At 64.2% G+C, this 16,209-nt stretch carries 13 protein-coding genes; 6 read left to right on the forward strand and 7 right to left on the reverse strand.

Annotated elements, in window-relative coordinates:
- Nucleotides 1-111: 111 nt before the first annotated feature.
- Both phnE (MF606_RS05405) and phnE (MF606_RS05410) read left to right on the forward strand, forming a co-directional pair.
- On the forward strand, nucleotides 112-1,080 hold the full coding sequence (gene phnE, locus MF606_RS05405; RefSeq protein ID WP_240232768.1) for a phosphonate ABC transporter, permease protein PhnE: 969 nt from the start codon (nucleotides 112-114) through the stop codon (nucleotides 1,078-1,080).
- The gene (gene phnE, locus MF606_RS05410; RefSeq protein ID WP_240232770.1) at nucleotides 1,080-2,417 is read left to right on the forward strand and encodes a phosphonate ABC transporter, permease protein PhnE; all 1,338 of its coding nucleotides are present in this window, start codon (nucleotides 1,080-1,082) and stop codon (nucleotides 2,415-2,417) included. Before phnE (MF606_RS05405) ends, phnE (MF606_RS05410) begins: the two co-directional genes overlap by 1 nt.
- Before the next feature lie 42 nt (nucleotides 2,418-2,459).
- Here phnE (MF606_RS05410) and dinB read toward each other — a convergent pair whose 3' ends face one another.
- The gene (gene dinB / locus MF606_RS05415; protein ID WP_338084454.1) at nucleotides 2,460-3,707 is read right to left on the reverse strand and encodes a DNA polymerase IV; all 1,248 of its coding nucleotides are present in this window, start codon (nucleotides 3,705-3,707) and stop codon (nucleotides 2,460-2,462) included.
- Between the two features lie 219 nt (nucleotides 3,708-3,926).
- Here dinB and MF606_RS05420 point away from each other — a divergent pair, with 219 nt between their 5' ends.
- The gene (locus tag MF606_RS05420; RefSeq protein WP_240232785.1) at nucleotides 3,927-6,374 is read left to right on the forward strand and encodes a bifunctional diguanylate cyclase/phosphodiesterase; all 2,448 of its coding nucleotides are present in this window, start codon (nucleotides 3,927-3,929) and stop codon (nucleotides 6,372-6,374) included.
- Here the strand turns inward: MF606_RS05420 and MF606_RS05425 are convergent.
- Nucleotides 6,371-7,144, reverse strand: a complete 774-nt coding sequence (locus tag MF606_RS05425) for an SDR family NAD(P)-dependent oxidoreductase (RefSeq protein ID WP_240232786.1) — start codon at nucleotides 7,142-7,144, stop codon at nucleotides 6,371-6,373. The genes MF606_RS05420 and MF606_RS05425 overlap by 4 nt on opposite strands.
- A gap of 204 nt (nucleotides 7,145-7,348) precedes the next feature.
- Between MF606_RS05425 and MF606_RS05430 the strand changes: the two genes are divergently transcribed.
- The 3 genes from MF606_RS05430 (at nucleotide 7,349) to MF606_RS05440 (ending at nucleotide 12,079) form a co-directional block, all read left to right on the forward strand.
- Entirely contained in the window at nucleotides 7,349-8,953 is a 1,605-nt protein-coding gene (locus MF606_RS05430) for an OpgD/OpgG family glucan biosynthesis protein (protein ID WP_240232787.1), read from the forward strand.
- A 155-nt stretch (nucleotides 8,954-9,108) separates the two neighbouring features.
- Nucleotides 9,109-10,869, forward strand: a complete 1,761-nt coding sequence (gene mdoH, locus MF606_RS05435) for a glucans biosynthesis glucosyltransferase MdoH (protein ID WP_240232788.1) — start codon at nucleotides 9,109-9,111, stop codon at nucleotides 10,867-10,869.
- The gene (locus MF606_RS05440; protein ID WP_240232789.1) at nucleotides 10,856-12,079 is read left to right on the forward strand and encodes an OpgC family protein; all 1,224 of its coding nucleotides are present in this window, start codon (nucleotides 10,856-10,858) and stop codon (nucleotides 12,077-12,079) included. Before mdoH ends, MF606_RS05440 begins: the two co-directional genes overlap by 14 nt.
- Here the strand turns inward: MF606_RS05440 and cobM are convergent.
- From cobM to MF606_RS05465, 5 genes are all read right to left on the reverse strand, one after another.
- Nucleotides 12,076-12,834 (reverse strand): precorrin-4 C(11)-methyltransferase, encoded by a 759-nt coding sequence (cobM, locus tag MF606_RS05445; protein WP_240232790.1) that lies wholly within the window; start codon nucleotides 12,832-12,834, stop codon nucleotides 12,076-12,078. The two genes, MF606_RS05440 and cobM, sit on opposite strands and share 4 nt — an antisense overlap.
- Before the next feature lie 61 nt (nucleotides 12,835-12,895).
- Nucleotides 12,896-14,101 (reverse strand): precorrin-6y C5,15-methyltransferase (decarboxylating) subunit CbiE, encoded by a 1,206-nt coding sequence (cbiE, locus tag MF606_RS05450; protein ID WP_240232791.1) that lies wholly within the window; start codon nucleotides 14,099-14,101, stop codon nucleotides 12,896-12,898.
- Nucleotides 14,098-14,859 carry a precorrin-3B C(17)-methyltransferase gene (locus MF606_RS05455; RefSeq protein WP_240232792.1) on the reverse strand — a complete coding sequence of 254 codons (762 nt, stop codon included), beginning with the start codon at nucleotides 14,857-14,859 and terminating at the stop codon, nucleotides 14,098-14,100. The genes cbiE and MF606_RS05455 overlap by 4 nt, the downstream gene beginning before the upstream one ends.
- Nucleotides 14,856-15,578, reverse strand: coding sequence for a precorrin-2 C(20)-methyltransferase (locus MF606_RS05460; protein WP_240232793.1), 723 nt, complete (start codon nucleotides 15,576-15,578; stop codon nucleotides 14,856-14,858). The genes MF606_RS05455 and MF606_RS05460 overlap by 4 nt, the downstream gene beginning before the upstream one ends.
- Nucleotides 15,575-16,207, reverse strand: a complete 633-nt coding sequence (locus MF606_RS05465) for a precorrin-8X methylmutase (RefSeq protein WP_240232794.1) — start codon at nucleotides 16,205-16,207, stop codon at nucleotides 15,575-15,577. Before MF606_RS05465 ends, MF606_RS05460 begins: the two co-directional genes overlap by 4 nt.
- Between the last annotated feature and the right edge of the window lie 2 nt (nucleotides 16,208-16,209).

A 16,209-nucleotide genomic window follows, 5' to 3' on the forward strand; every position in this document is an offset into this window, starting at 1 on the left:
GTCATTCCGGCGCAGGCCGGAATCTATCCTGAGATTTTGCCACGATCACCATCTCAGGATGGACCCCGGCCGCCGCCGGGGTGACACCGTGGGTTTGGAAAGAGCTTGCCAATGGCCGATATCGCCCATTCCGAACTATCCCCCGCCGGCCAGACCCTGCTGCAGCATTACCGCGGGCAGGTGCTGACGCGCCGGATCTATTCGGTGCTGATCGTGGTGGGAGTCATCGTCGCTCTCGGCCTGGCGATGAGCTACGCCAATGCCGCCAATTCGGGGAAGTTCTTCGAGCGCCTCCCCTTCATGTTCGACTTCATCAAGAACTTCGTGCCCAACGATCCCTTCGAGATCTTCCGGGCCATGCTCGATATCGAGTCGCCCTATTATGACGGCAGCCAGAAGTTCGACTACACGTCCGAGCGGTTCTATCTGACCGATCGCCTCTACATCCCCAATTACATCTACCAGCTCGTCATCACCGTAAACATCGCCATCGTCTCGACTATTATCGGCGGGTCGCTGGCCTTCTGCCTGTGCTTCTTCGCTGCCACGAACCTGGTTGGCGCGGGTGCTGTGCGCTGGATCATGCGCCGCATCATGGAAGTCATGCGCGCCTTCCCTGAGATTGTGATCGCCGGTCTTTTGACGGCTATCCTCTCCATCGGCCCGATCGCCGCCATCGCGGCCGTGTCGCTGCATACGATCGGCGCGCTGGGCAAGCTGTTCTTCGAAGTGGTCGAAAATGCCGACATGAAGCCCGATGAGGGGCTGCGTTCGGTGGGCGCTACCTGGCTCGAGCGCGTGCGCTTCGCCATCGTGCCGCAGGTCATGCCCAACTTCGTCAGCTATGCGCTGCTGCGCATGGAGATCAATGTCCGCGCTTCCACCATTATCGGTGCGGTGGGCGGCGGCGGCATCGGCGAGGCCTTTCGCATGTCCATCGGGCGCGACCATGCGGCCAAGACCTATGCGATCATCATCCTGCTGCTGGTGACCATTATCGTCATCGACCAGTTCTCGGGCTGGCTGCGCACGCGGCTGGTGGGCAGGCAGAGCTTCGAACTGGCCCGGGGAGCCGCGTGATGAGCATTTCCGTTGCCGAGCGCAATCGCCTGCACGCCAAGTATCCCGAGGTCTTCCGGCAGAACGTCTTCCAGCGCTGGGGCCTGCCCCTCGGCCTGGGCGCAGCGGCGCTCTACCTGGTCTTCTGCTGGTTCTTCTTCAATGTCGGCCCGGCCATCCAGAACGGCAAATGGGACCGCGCCGCGATCTATCTGCAGGACTGGTTCTCCTGGCGCGCCACGCCGCGTCTGCGCTTTGGCGAGGATGGCACCATTACCCCGCAATGGTCGAGCCGCGGGCAATACCCCAAGGACGCGACCATCGATTGGCTGGTGCCCAATGCCGATGGCAGCATGACCGTCACCTTTGGTGGCGACGACCGGCTGGACATCACGACATCCGAGGTCAACGTCACCGTCGATGGCCAGACCTATCCGGTCGCCATTACCCCCGATGCGGCTCTGGCTTCTGCCGATGCGGCGGGCGCGATCGTGCAGGACGGACAGAAGGTGCTGGTTGACTATGGCTTTGCCGGCCAGGCCGAAATCCGCGACAACCAGGTCTATGTGCAGCGCCGTTTCCTCGGCTGGGCCAACTTCCTCTACGACCCGACTTCGCCGCTCTGGGGCAACGACCTGTTTAGCAGCATCGGCTTGATGTTCAGCGGCGACCGCGTCAACCCGGACATGTCCAACGCGCAGTTCGTGCTGCATCAGTGGCTGAACAACCAGGCCTGGCAGCATGGCGATATCCTGACCAAGCTGTTGCAGACACTGGTCATGGCCTTTGTCGGTACGCTGTTCGCGACACTGCTCGCCTTCCCACTGGCCTTTATCGCCGCGCGTAACATCACGCCCAACCGGCCGGCCAATTGGCTGATGAAGCGCTTCTTCGATTTCATCCGCTCAGTCGATATGCTGATCTGGGCGCTGTTCTTCACCCGTGGCTTCGGCCCCGGACCGATACCCGGCATCGCGGCCATTTTCTTCACCGACACTGGCGCCCTGGGCAAGGTCTATGCGGAGGCGCTAGAAAACGTCGACGACAAGCAGCGTGAAGGCATGAAGTCAGTGGGCGCCAGCCCGGCTGCCGTCAATCGTTATGGCGTTGTGCCGCAGGTGCTGCCGGTCTTCGTGTCGCAGTCGCTCTATTTCTGGGAAAGCAATACGCGTTCGGCGACGGTGATCGGTGCGGTGGGGGCGGGCGGTATCGGTCTCAAGCTGCTGGAGGCGATGGGCACCAACTCCGACTGGGACAAGGTTGCCTATATGGTGCTGCTGATCCTGGGCGTAGTGTTCGTGTTCGACAACATCTCCAATGCCATCCGGTCGCGGTTGATCGGGCCTGCCGCGCATTGATGCGAACCTCTTACCTCGCCCCTCTGGGGAGGGGTAAGAGAGCTACAGCTGCTTCTCCGCCAGCTCCCTGAACGCGTCTGGTACCGAGCGTGGCGCTTCCAGTATCACCGATCCATAGCCGATGGCATCCCAGCCGAAGCGGTTGCGGACCTTGTCCATGGCCCCATCGGCCTGGCGCCGCGCCGCACCTGTGCGGGTGCCGGGGCGGCGCGCATCCTCGGCGCCGCCTAGCGTAAACTCGAACTGCATGGCCCGGTCGGGCACGAGATGCGATACCGAAATGGCGAGCAGGGAGATGTCGCGTTCGTGCGGAAACTCCTGGCGCACGCCTCGCACCAGCTCCTCAGCGACTTCCGCGATGGTGGTGGTTGCCGAGATCGGCGCTCCGAGCGTCATGGCCCGGGTCACCGCACGCATATCGGCGAAACGCACGCGAGTGGTGATCGTCCGGCCAGACCATTCTTTGCCGCGCAGTCGCGAGCCGATGCGGTCGGCCAGGAGCCGCAGGGTAGGGCGGAACACCTGTTCGCGGAACGGCCTGCGTCCCAGCGCCGACTGCGCTCCCGCCGAGCGGGCCCGATGGTCGGTGACGATGGCGCGCGGATCGCGGTTCCAGGCGAGCGCAAACAGCTTCTCGCCGGCGGCATGGCCAAGCAGGCGTTCCAGCGAACCGCCGGTCGTCTGCGCCAACTGGCCGATGGTCACCACGCCCTCCTCGGCCAGCTTGGCCTTGGTGACCGGCCCGACACCCCACATCAACTCCACCGGCAATTCGTGCAAAAATTCCAGCTCGCGGGCCGGGTCGATCACGACCATGCCGTCGGGTTTGGCGACTTGCGAGCCAATCTTGGCCAAATGCTTGGTACGCGCCACCCCCACCGATATCGGCAGGCCGAGTTCATCGCGCACGCGGCGGCGGATGGCGATGGCTATGGTCTCCGGCGAGCCGAACAGATGTTCCGTCCCAGCCACATCGGCAAAGGCTTCGTCGATAGAGATGCGCTCGACGAGCGGCGTGTAATCGTCGAGGATTTTCATCGCAGCGTCGCCGAGCCGCTGATACTCCCCGAAGTGGCCGCCGACGAATATCAACTGCGGGCAGAGTTCCTTCGCCTTGCGCCCCGGCATGCCGCCATAAACACCGAACCGCTTGGCTTCGTAAGACGCCGCCAGCACGACGCCGCCACCGACCGCGATCGGCTTGCCGCGCAGGCCAGGGTCCAGCAATTGCTCGACCGAGGCATAGAATGCGTCGAGGTCAGCATGAAGGATTGTCGCCGCATCCACGATTTCACCTTGTTGACGAATAGAACATAAAGGGAACAAATACGCCGGGGAGTCAAGGTCGGTCACAACCGGATTCACCGTCATGTGGTCCGTTACGGTCGGCTTGTTTTTGGCATGGTGCCGTCGTGTCCAAAAAGTGAAAACGGAGAAAACCCTTCCGTAACACCACGTTAAGTGAAGTTACTTAGGGTATGCCGGCTCATCTTTACTGGCGGCGTTCCCTTGTTCTCAGTAGTCGATTTCTTTTTTGTCGGGCACGACTTCCGCTTCGTTGCCATGGCCGCTGTCGTGTGCCTCATCTCCTCCTATGCCTGCATGAGCCTTGTGCGGCATGGACGCCGCACCGAAGGGGGCATGCGCACCTTGTGGAACGCGGTGGCGGCGGTAGCTGTGGGCTTCGGCATCTGGGCCACGCATTTCCTTGCGGTGCTGGCCTTTCGGCCCGGCTTCGATTTCGCCTACGACATCGCGCTAACCGCCGTCTCGCTGGGCTTAGCCATCGCTGTCTGTGCCCTCGGCATTGCCATGGCCATGCACGGTACCGGCAAGAAGGACCACTTTCTTGGCGGCGCGGTGGTGGGTATCGCGATTTCGACCATGCACTATACCGGCATTGCCGCGCTGGTGATGGGCGGCAGCATTGGTTGGGATAGCGGCATGGTCGCCATCTCGATCATCGCCGGCATGATCCTTGGTGGCATCTCTTTCGTGACCGCCATGTCGGGAGGCTGGAAGAACCTGGCGCTGGGCACAGCGCTGCTGACGGCGGCGATCTGTGCGATGCACTTCACGGCCATGGGTGCGGCCGACTTCTCGATGTGCTTCCCGCTGACCGCCAACGGCAACCTGGCCGGCGGCTGGATTGCTGCAGCCGTTGCGTTCGTTTCGCTACTGATCCTCGCCGCAGCGTTCGGCAGCGTGCTGCTCGACGAGGCCGACCGTCGTCGCACGGCGCGCGAACGCGAGCGCGAGAAGGCTGATGCCGAGAGGCTCAGCGAGGTCACCGGCCGACTGGAACTGGCAATGCGTCACATGGCGCAAGGCCTCAGCCTCTATGACAGCCATGGCGTGCTGCGCCTGCACAACAAGCGACTGCCCCTTCTGCTCGGGCTCGACCCGGAAACCGACCTGACGGGCAAGACCTTCCGCGAGGTCTGCCGGCTGGCCATCATCGGCCCGGGCCCTGCGCCCGCCAATGTCGAAGACCTTGCCGATCGCGTCGTCGCCCAGCACCAGCCGCTTATCCACGGCGCGGGCGGCGATGTCGTGCACACCTTCGCCAATGACCGCTCGGTGCGCGTCACCCACAATCCGATCGGCGATGGCTCTTGGGTGGCCACCATCGACGACATTACCGAGCGGCGGCGATCGGAGGAAGCGATTGCCCACCTGGCGCGCCATGACAGCCTGACCGGATTGCCGAACCGCGCGCTGTTCAACGAACGCTTTGAGGCGGCTCTCAACGAAGCCGATGCCGGCGACAACAATCTGGCCGTCATCGCCATCGATCTCGACCGGTTCAAGGAAATCAACGATACCTATGGCCACGCCGCAGGCGACGGCGTGCTGCAGGCTCTCGCCAACCGCCTTACCGAGGGACTAAAGGATGGCGAAGTCGTCGCCCGGCTCGGCGGCGATGAGTTCGGCGCGCTTAAATCCTTCACCTCGATGGATAACCTGCGCGACTTTCTCGCGCGCATCGAAGCGGCCCTATTTGGTCGCGTTGCCATCGACGGCACCGAACTCAGCACTGCGGGCAGCATTGGCGTCGCCATCTATCCCGACGACGGCGCGGACCGCTCCAAACTCATGAGCAATGCCGACCTGGCCATGTATCGGGCCAAGGCCGAGTTCGACCGGCGCATCTGCTACTATGAAAGAGAGATGGACGAACACGCCCGGCAACGCCGAGACATGGCCAAGGACATCTGGGCCGCGTTGGAAATGGACGCCTTCTACCTTGTCTACCAGGTGCAGAAATCCGTCGCGACCGGCGAAATCACCGGCTACGAGGTGTTGCTGCGCTGGGACAGGCCCGGCTATGGCAATGTCTCGCCCGCCGACTTCATCCCGGTGGCCGAGGAATGCGGGGCCATTGGCGCCATCGGCAACTGGGTTCTCCGCATGGCCTGCCTCGATGCCGCGTCCTGGCCCGAACCCTACAAGATCGCCGTCAACGTATCGGGTTTGCAACTGGCACAGGTCGAGCTGATCGACACCGTGCGCAATGCGCTGATCCGCTCCGGACTGGCCCCGGCGCGGCTTGAGCTGGAAGTCACCGAGACGGCCATCATCGCCGACAAGAAGCGGGCGCTGCACATCCTGCGGCAAATCAAGGCTATCGGCGTGTCGATTGCCATCGACGATTTTGGCACCGGCTATTCCTCGCTCGAAACGCTGCGCAGCTTCCCCTTCGACAAGATCAAGCTCGATCGCTCGTTCATGACCGAAGTGGAGGTGAACGACCAGTCCAAGGCCATCGTGCGCGCCATTCTGGCCCTGGGGCGCAGCCTCAGCGTGCCGGTATTGGCGGAGGGTGTGGAGACCAGCGCTCAGCTCGACGTGCTGCGCATCGAGGGGTGTAACGAAGCGCAGGGCTTCCTGCTCGGGCGGCCGGGCCACATCGACTGGGCCGACACGCTCGAACCGTTGCTGGTCAACGCCCGCTAGGGCATCAACTGACCGCCATTGACCTCGATGACCTGGCCGATGAGATAGCCGGAGAGAGCTTCGGAGGCGAGGAAGAGGTAGGCGCCGACGCAATCCTCGGCCGTGCCGACGCGCCCCTGCGGAATGGTCGCCAGCATTGCCTTCATCTGCGCCTCGGTCGAATAGCGCTCGTGGAACGGCGTATCGATGACACCCGGTGCGACCGCGTTGACGCGGATGCCGAAGCCGATCAGCTCCTTGGCCATGCCACGCGTGATGTTCGACACCAGCGCCTTGGATGATCCATAGAGCCCGGCGCCATTGCCCGCCCCGTTGCGGGCGGCGATGGAGCTGGTGTTGATGATGAACCCGCCCTGGCGCTTGAGATGCGGGATTGCCGCGCGCGAGGCGGCGACGACCGAACGGCCGTTGAGATCCATCACCTGGTCGTAATAGGCGTCGTCCATATCCGCATAGGCCATGCGTCCAACCATGCCGCCGGCATTGTTGATGAGGCCATCGAGCCGGCCGAACGAGGCTGCCGTTTCCTCGACCGCGCGGGCGATCTCGTATGACTTGGTGGCGTCGGCGCGGACCAGCACGGCCTTGCCGCCGGCCGCGGCGATTGCGCGCACCACTGCATCGGCAGCGTCCTTGCTGGCGTTGTAATGCACGCCCACCGAAGCGCCTTGCGCGGCGAAGGCTTGGGCCAGAGCCGCACCTATGCCGGTAGAGGCCCCCGTGATCAACAGCGCTTTTCCGGACAGGTCAGGTATGCGGAGCGTTGTCATGAAATTGTCGTGATGTTGTTTGAACTGGCCGAGCCTATCACCTGCCAGGCCTTCGAAACACCCGTTTTGACGGTCGAAACAAGGGGTTGGGGCATGTTTGAGCCATTCGCTCAGCGCATGGCAACTATGCAACAACTTTTCTGACTATGCGGCGTTCGGGATTTGCCGACAGAGCTATTTATGAATCCGACCCTAGGTAAACTTGTGAAGCGTCACACCGAAAGCCTGCCGAACCGTCGCGCCGTACTCTTCGGAGCCGGCGCCGCGATTGCTCTGATCTCCACCACTTCGCTGACCTCCTTCGCGTTCGCCCAAGGCGAGCCGGTTGAAGCGCTGCCTTTCGACTTCGACAGTTTCACCGCCCGCATGAAGGATCTGGCTGGTACGGCCTATGAGCCGGTGACCTTCACCCTGCCGGAAAGCTTCAACGGCCTCGACTACGATGCCTATCGCCGCATCCAGTTCCGGCCCGACCATGGTGTGTGGGCCGCGCTGGGCATCGGCTATCAGGTGCATGCTTTCCATCCGGGCTGGCTGTTCAAGGAGCCGGTCAAGCTATTCGAGATCAAGGACGGGCTCGCCGAGCCGGTGATCTTCGGTTCCGCCGATTTCGACTATCACGACGCTGCGGTCGAAGAAGCCGTTGCCGGCGAGGTTTTCCCCGGCGTTGCGGGCCTGCGCATCAACTATCCGCTCAATAGCCCCGACAAGGTCGACGAGCTGGTGACGTTCCTCGGCGCGAGCTACTTCCGCGCTCTTGGCCGTGACAATGTCTACGGCCTCAGCGCCCGCGGACTGTTGATGAACTCGTGGCTCGATATTCCCGAGGAATTCCCGCGCTTCTCCGAATTCTACGTCGAGCGGCCATCGGTCGCCGGCGGACCGTTGGTGGTTTATGCGGCGCTTGAAAGCGCCAGCGTCACCGGCGCCTATCGTTTCGTCATCACTCCGGCCAGCAATGCTGCGCAGGAAACGGTGATGGATGTGACGGCGCGGCTCAATTTCCGCAGCGACGTCAAGGAGCTGGGTATCGCCCCGCTGACCTCAATGTTCCTGTTTGCCGATGCAAACCGGGCCGGTTTCGACGATTACCGGCCGCAGGTGCATGATAGCAACGGTCTGCTGATCGAGCGGGAAACCGGCGAGATCATGTGGCGGGCGCTCAACAATTCCCCGGCGCTGGGCAATTCTTACCTTTGGGAAAACAACCCCAAGGCGTTCGGGCTCTACCAGCGCGGCCGCGACTTCGAGACCTACCAGGATGCCGGCGCGCATTACGAACGCCGTCCGTCGCTGCGGGTGGAACCGGCAGGCAATTGGGGCCAGGGTTCGGTCAGGTTGATCGAGATTCCCGCCAAGCTGGAAGCCGACGACAATATCGGGGCCTTCTGGATCCCCGCGGAACCGGCGCTTGCCGGGCAATCTCGCGAATTCGGTTACCGCCTGATCTGGGGTGACCTTAATCCGGAAATCAATTCGGACTTGGCTTACGTGGCCGAAACCCGGTCAGGGCAGGGGGGCGTCTCGGGTGTCGAGAACGCCGTCAGCCTGCGCAAGTTCGTGGTCGACTTCGCCGGCGCTGCGCTGGCGGATATTTCTGCGGAGACGCCGCCAGATGTGGTGGCAACTGTTTCCGGCGGGGTGGCGCAACATACCGCGCTTTCGCGCATTGATGCCAACGGGGCGTGGCGTCTGGTCTTCGACGTGGAGACCGATGGCACGGCACCGCTCGAGCTCAGGGCTTACCTGGTCGGGTCGGGTCGTCAGCTAACCGAAACCTGGCTCTATCAGTGGAGACCCGCAGCATGAAGTACGACAGTCGATTTCCTCTTGCCGGCGCTCTGCCCGATGCTCCGCTGGCCATGCCCAAGCAGCGGCTGGAATTGCAGCGGCGGTCTCTTTTTGACGCGCTCCGGGATGTATTCTCGGTCTTTGCTACGCGATAGCAAAGCGCACCACAGTACATGCAACGTCCGACTTTCATCCGCATCGTCGCCCTGCTGACCGCCGCTGCTCTTAGCGGGCTGGGCGGCTACTTCTTCCTTCGCTTCACTGGCGAGGGCGGCCTGACCGCGCTCGATCTCATGCGTGGCGTGCTGGTGGTGTTGAGCGGCTTCTGGCTCGTATGGGGCGGATCGGCCGCGGTGATGGGCGTATTCGTGCCGACGGCCAAACGCAGCGGTGACGCGCGGCTGGCGCCGCAGGGCATGACGGCCATTCTGGTCCCGATCTACAACGAGGACCCGGTCGAGACCTTCGCGCGCATTGCCGCGATGAATCGCAGCCTGATCACGCTCGGCATTGCCCACAAATTTCACATCGCTGTGTTGTCCGACACGCAGTCGATGGAAACGGCGGCCCAGGAGACGATCTGGTTCGAGCAGCTGTTGCATGAGCCGATGAGCGAGGGACGCATCTTCTATCGCCGCCGCGAGCGCAATACCGGGCGCAAGGCGGGCAATATCGAAGATTTCATCGCCCGCTCTGGTGCAGCCTACGACTATGCGGTGATCCTTGATGCCGACAGCCTGATGGAAGGCGAGACCATCGGTGAGCTAGCCCGCCGCATGGACGCCGACGCCGATCTCGGCCTGCTGCAGACCGTTCCCAAGATCATCAGGGCCCGGACATTGTTTGGCCGCGCCATGCAGTTCTCCGCCGGCTACCTGTCGCCTAACTTCGCGCGTGGCGCTGCCCTGATGCAGGGCTGGGAGGGTCCGTATTGGGGCCACAACGCCATCGTCCGCGTGCGGGCTTTCGCCGCCAGCTGCGGGCTGCCCGAACTCTCCGGCAAGCCGCCGTTCGGCGGCCATATCTTGAGCCACGATTACGTGGAAGCTGCGCTGCTGTCGCGCGCCGGTTGGAAGGTCATCGTCGATCCGGACCTAGGTGGTTCTTATGAAGAAGGCCCGGAAAACCTAATTGAGTACGCCAAGCGTGACCGCCGCTGGTGCCAGGGCAACCTGCAGCACCGGCGCTTGATCAGCGCGCCCGGACTCAAGCTGTGGAGCCGATTCACCTTCATCCAGGGCATCATGGCGTACCTGGCCTCGCCGCTCTGGCTAATGCTGTTCATCGCCAGCATCCTGGCGGCAATCTTCCCCGACCGTCGCCCGGTATGGCTTCCATTCAACGAGCCGCCGCTGGAAATGTGGGTGCTGGGCGCCGCCGTTGCCACCGTTCTGGTGCTACCCAAGCTGATGATCCTGATCCGTGGTCTGGTCGATGGTCGCAACCAGCGCTTCGGCGGCACGCCGCGTGTCTTCGCATCGATTGTCAGCGAGATCGTTCTGTCGACCATCATGGCGCCCGTGATGCTGCTGCTGCAAACTCGCGCCGTAACGCAGGTGTTGCTGGGACTTGATGGCGGCTGGCCGGCCACTAAGCGCGGCCAGAACTGGATCGGCATGCGCGCGGCAATTGAGGCGAGCTGGTGGATCGTTGCGCTTGGCGCGGTGACGCTGGGCGGAACGGCAATCTTCGCGCCGGCCATCACCGTCTGGGTGGCACCGGCCATGCTGCCGGCAATCCTCGCCCCCGTCCTGATTTCCTGGACCTCGCGCCCGCCGCGCCATGAACGGCTGTCGCAGATTTTCCGCACCGACACCGAACTTGTGCCGACCCCTGTTATCAAGGAGTTTCACGCGGTGGTTGCGGCGTGGACTACCAACGATGTCGTGCCGGAACTGATCGTGAGCAGGACAACCAGCTATGTCCCTGCCTGAGACCTCCGCCTATCGCTCGGCCGGCCTGCTTGGGCCGACCTGGATGCGATCCATCTGGTCGCCCACGGCGGCACCGGTTCAACCGGGCGTCCCGGTGGGGCGGGACGACCGTCTCGACATGTTCCGCGGACTGGCGCTGGTGATGATCTTCATCAACCACGTGCCCGGCACCGTCTATGAAACGCTGACCAACCGCAATTTCGGCTTCTCCGATGCGGCGGAAGCCTTTGTCTTCATGTCGGGACTGGCGGCGGGACTGGCCTATTCCAACCGCTTCCGCAGCGGCAATCTATGGGCCGCCACAACCAAGGTCTGGGCGCGGGCCCGGCAGCTCTATTTCGTGCACATCGTCATCACCATGCTGTGCCTTGCCATTTTCGCCGGTGCCGCCAACTGGTTCGGGTTGACCGAGGTGTTGACCAAGAACAACATCGCGGCTCTGTTCCAGAAGCCGTTGAGCACGCTGGTGGGCATTCCGCTGCTGAGCCATCAGCTTGGCTACCTCAACATCCTGCCGCTCTATATGACGCTGCTGCTGGTGACGCCGCTCGTCATCTATGCCGGGCTGCGCCAGCCCTGGCTGGTGCTGGCCGCCTCGATCGCCCTTTGGGCTGTGGCCGGGCAATTCCGCATCAACCTGCCGAACTTCCCCAATGCGGGCGGCTGGTTCTTCAACCCGTTCTCCTGGCAGATCCTGTTTGTCATGGGCTTGCTGAGCGGCATGGCGATGAAGGTGGGCAAGCGCTTCATCCCCTATTCGCCCCTGCTGTTCGGGCTGGCTGCCGCCGTGCTGGTTTTCACTCTGCTGTGGATGAAGGTGCCGCCAATCGGCAAGACCATGAACGGCACGCTGGGATGGCTGGGTAGCGTTGGCGTGCCCTTCTACTTCACCGCCTTCGACAAGACGTTTCTCTCTGCACCGCGCCTGTTACACGCCTTCGCGCTGTTCTATGTGCTGGGCAACCTGCCGATTATGCGCAAGGTGGCGAGCGCTGGAATTGTCGCGCCGCTGCGGCTTATGGGCCGGCAGGGGCTGGCCGTTTTCGCCACGGGCACCGTGCTCAGCATGTTCCTGCAGGCCGTGCGGACGCGGCGCGAGCCGGACATGTTGTTCGACGGACTGGTGCTCGGCGGCGGCTTGCTGGCGCTGGTGGCGCTGGCCTGGGTACTGACCAAGACGCAGGAACTAAGCCGCGCCAAGGCGGCCTAGTCGCGACCGCGGAAGCGGCGTTGATATTCCGGATCGTAGAGCGAGGACTCGCGGAAGTCGGCGGCGCCCAGTGTGCGGCCGACGAAGATGATCGCCGTACGCTCGACCGGATCGGCCGCAAAGCGCGCCTCGATATCGGCCAGGGTGCCGCGAATGATCTTCTCGTCGGGCCATGAGGCGTGGAAGACGATGGCGACCGGGCAGTCGGCGCCGTACAGCGGCGTCAACTCGGCCACCACGCGGTCGAGCGCATGAATGGCAAGATGGATCGCCAGCGTCGCGCCTGTGGCGCCGAACGCCGCCAGTGTTTCGCCCTCAGGCATGGGTGAGGCGCGGCCCGAGACGCGAGTGAGCACCAGGCTTTGCGCTTCGGCGGGAATGGTGAGTTCGCGTCCGAGTGTGGCAGCGGCTGCGGCGAAGGCGGGGACGCCGGGTGTCAGCGTGTAGGGAATGCCGAGGCGATCGAGCCGCCGCATCTGCTCGGCGACGGCGCTCCACACGGAGAGATCCCCGGAGTGCAGGCGGGCCACGTCCTCACCGACAGCATGAGCGCTGACATATTCGGCTTCGATTTCGTCGAGCGACAGCGGCGCGGTGTCGACGAGGCGCGCGCGGGGGCCGCACCAGGCCAGCATTTCGGGCGGAACGATAGAGCCGGCATAAAGGCAGATCGGACAGCGGGCGAGCAGGTCGCGGCCGCGCACGGTGATGAGGTCAGCCGCGCCGGGTCCGGCGCCGATGAAGTGAACGGTCATGAGACAGACTCCGGTCCTGCTTCACCCCTCCCAAAGGGAGAGGTGAAGAAAACGATGTGGTTCATGACCTCACCCACGCCCATTGCGTGATCGGCATGGCGGGCCGCCAGCCGGTCATGCTGCCCACCGCATCTGCGCGGGACACCGCGATGCGCATGAGGCTGCCGCCGAGTTCGGCATGTCGGGCCAGGAGCAGTGCTTCCAGTTCCAGCGTCACCGCATTGACGACCAGACGCCCGCCTGGCCGGAGCGCCGCGATGGCGGCGTCGAGCACGCCGGGGTCAGAGCCGCCACCGCCGATGAAGATGGCATGGGGCGGCTCGAGACCGTCAAGCGCGCCGGGGGCTGCGCCGATGATCAGGTTGAGATCGGGGACGCCGAAATTGCTGGCGTTGCGTGAGATGCGGGCGGCGCGTTCCGGATCCGCCTCGATGGCGAAGGCGCGCAGGCCTGGATCGGCGAGCATCCATTCGATGGCGATGGAGCCGGAGCCCGCGCCGATGTCCCAGAGGGTCTCACCGCGACGCGGAGCCAGGGCGGACAGGGTTAGAGCACGAACCTCGCGCTTGGTGATCTGGCCGTTGTGCTCGAACAGCGCGTCGTCGAGGCCCGGCGTCAGCGGCAACACGCGCGCGCCGGGCAGGGCAACGACGCTGACGGCGCAGATGTTGAGCGGGTCGATGTCACCAAGCGCAAAGTTCATGGCGACATGACTGCGCACAGTCTCGTTTGGACCGCCCAGCGCTTCGAGGACGGTAACGATGGAGATGCCGAAGCCGGCTTCGGTGAGCAGCTTGGCGAGCGCGGTGGGGCCGTGCTCGTCCGAGGTCAGCGCCAGGATGCGAGCGCCGGTATGCAGATGCGGCCGGATGAGATCGAGCGGGCGCCCGTGGAGCGAGAGCGCCACCACATCCTGCAACGGCCAGCCCAAGCGCGCGGCGGCCAGGCTGAAGGCGGAGGGGTGCGGATAGACCACCATCTGGCTGGCATCGATATGGCGGGCAAGCGTTGCGCCGACGCCGTAGTGAAACGGATCGCCTGATGCCAGCACGCAGACCTTGCGGCTACGCTCTGTCAGCACGGCGTCGATGGATGCCGAGAACGGCGACAGCCATTGGCGCGCTTCGCCGGTGATGGCCGGTGCGGCCAGTTCGAGGTGGCGCGCGCCGCCAAAGACGATCTCGGCCTGCGCAATGGCGGCCCTGGCGGCGTCGCCGAGACCGGGGAGGCCATCTTCGCCGATGCCGACGATCGAAAGCCAGCTCATTGCGGACCACCGGTCGAACGCGGCGAGTAGATCAGCGGCGGCAGGCCCTCGCGCTCGATGATCCGCGTTTCCGATGAGCCGATGATCACGCACGTCGCCATGTCGGCTTTGGCCGGATCGGCCTCGGCGAGGGTCATGATGGTGATGGCCTCGTCGGGGCGTCCGGCGGCACGGCCGAAGATGACCGGCGTGGTCCAAGGCAGCACTTCGCGCAGGATGGCGAAGGCGGTGCCCAATTGCCAGGGGCGGGCCTTGCTGATGGGGTTGTAGAGCGCGGTCACGAGGCCAGCGGTGGCGACCGCACGCAACCGCGCTTCGATCACTGTCCAGGGCTTGAGATTGTCCGACAGCGAGATGGCACAGAAATCGTGCCCGAGCGGCGCGCCGGCGCGGGCGGCCACGGCCAGCATGGCGGTGACGCCGGGAACGATGACGACATCGAGCGCCCGCCAGGACGGGGGGCCGGCCTCGATAGCCTCGCAGATGGCGGCCGCCATGGCGAAGACGCCAGGGTCGCCGCCGGAGACGACGCAGACCTGTTCGCCCGAGGCGGCGGTATGTAGGGCATCACGAGCGCGGGCGAGCTCTTCGCGATTGTCGGAGGCGACGCGGCGCTGGTCGTCGCGCAAGGTCAGGCGATCGAGATAGGGGCCGTAGCCAAAGAAAACATGCGAGGCTGCAATAGCTGCCAGTGCTTCCGGCGTCGTCTGGTCGGGGTTGCCGGGGCCCGTGCCGACCACGATGAGCCTGCCGGTCATGGGCGCGTGCTCCAGCCGGGAACGAGGACGAGCGCAAAGTAGGGCGCCGCATCGTCAGTCTTGTCGGCGAGGCGGATGGAATGGCCGTTGGCCATGGTGCCACGCTCGACATAGACCGCCTCGTCGAGCCGACCAGCGAGTTCGAGCGCGCGGCGAATCTTGGGCAGGTTGCGGCCGACCTTCATGATCACGGCCCCATCAGTATTGTCGAGCCGTGTGTGCAGATCGACCTCGTCGAGCGTGCCGGGCAGGACCGAGAGGATATCGTCGCCCTGCACCAGCGGCAGGCCGGCCTGCGACCAGCAACCGGACATGGCGGTGATGCCGGGAATGACCTCGGTGGGGTAGCGCGTAGCGAGGCGGACATGCAGATGCATGTAGCTGCCATAGAACAGCGGATCGCCTTCGCTCAGTACAGCGACGGTCTTCCCGGCATCGAGATGCGCGGCGACGCGGTTTGCCGCCTCGGCATAGAAGCCGTTGGTCGCCACCTTGTAGTCCTCATGGCGGCGGTCGATTTCCGTGGTGACGGGATAACCGAGCTGCTCCTCGATCTGACCGGTGATCAAATCGGCCACGATGGCTCGGGCATTGCTGGGATTGCCCTGCTTGGCGAAGTAAGCGACGACATCGGCGCTCTCGATCGCCTTGAGGGCCTTTATGGTGAGCAGGTCCGGATCGCCCGGGCCGGTGCCGACGCCGATGAGCTTGCCCGTCATATGCCTGGCCTCGCCAGTGCATTGATAGCAGCCGCCGTCATGGCCGAACCGCCGAGGCGTCCGCGTACGATGGCATAGGGTACGCCATAGGAATTTTCAGCAAGGGCGGCCTTGGACTCGGCGGCGCCGACAAAGCCGACGGGCATGCCGACGATCGCGGCAGGTTTCGGCGCCCCATCGCGTAGCAGCTCGAGTAGGAAGAACAGCGCGGTGGGGGCATTGCCAATAGCGACCACCGAACCAGCAAGGCGCGACAGCCACAGGCGCAGCGCCGCGGCGGAGCGCGTATTGCCGATCTCGGCGGCAATGGCCGGCGTGGCCGGGTCGCGCAGGGTGCAGATCACGTCATTATCGGCGGGCAGACGGGCGGCGGTGACGCCGCGAGCGACCATTTCCGCATCGCAGAAGATCGGTGCGCCAGACGAGAGCGCTGCCCGGGCGGCAGCGACAAAGCCGGGGCCAAATTCGAAATGCGCGGCGGCGTCGACCGAGCCGGCAGCGTGGATCATGCGGATGGCGAGTTCTGCCTCATCGGCGGAAAATCGGGCCAGATCGGCCTCGGTGCGGATGATGGCAAAGGACTGGCGGTAAATCGCGTCGCCGTCCTTGATGTAGTCGTATGTGGTCATCG

The organism is Devosia lacusdianchii (assembly GCF_022429625.1).
GTDB classification, from domain to species: Bacteria; Pseudomonadota; Alphaproteobacteria; order Rhizobiales; family Devosiaceae; genus Devosia; species Devosia lacusdianchii.